A 318-nucleotide genomic window follows, 5' to 3' on the forward strand; every position below is an offset into this window, starting at 1 on the left:
ATTTGATAGGACTTATGGTACCTCGCAACGAAGAGATGGTGGTGGCGATGCTTGCTATACTGAAATCTGGAGCTGCATATGTTCCGATAGATCCGGATTATCCTCAGGAGCGGATCAGCCATATTATTACAGACTCGGGCATGAGGCTTTTGCTTACGGAAACCTCCTTAGAGGAACGGGCAGGTTTTACCGGGGAAGTGTTGTTACTGGATCGTTTGGGAGAGGAACTTACGGAGTATTCGGATACGAATGTGTCATCCACTACGGAGGCAGGGGACCTGGCCTATGTTATCTATACTTCTGGTTCCACGGGTTGGC

1 protein-coding gene is annotated in these 318 nt (G+C 49.1%); it reads left to right on the top strand.

The genetic code is table 11. The features are described 5' to 3' along the window. On the top strand, positions 1 to 318 hold a 318-nt coding region (locus C900_RS27790; protein ID WP_040497732.1), incomplete at both ends, for an AMP-binding protein.

The sequence above is a fragment of the Fulvivirga imtechensis AK7 genome (assembly GCF_000331535.1).
Classification (GTDB): domain Bacteria; phylum Bacteroidota; class Bacteroidia; order Cytophagales; family Cyclobacteriaceae; genus Fulvivirga; species Fulvivirga imtechensis.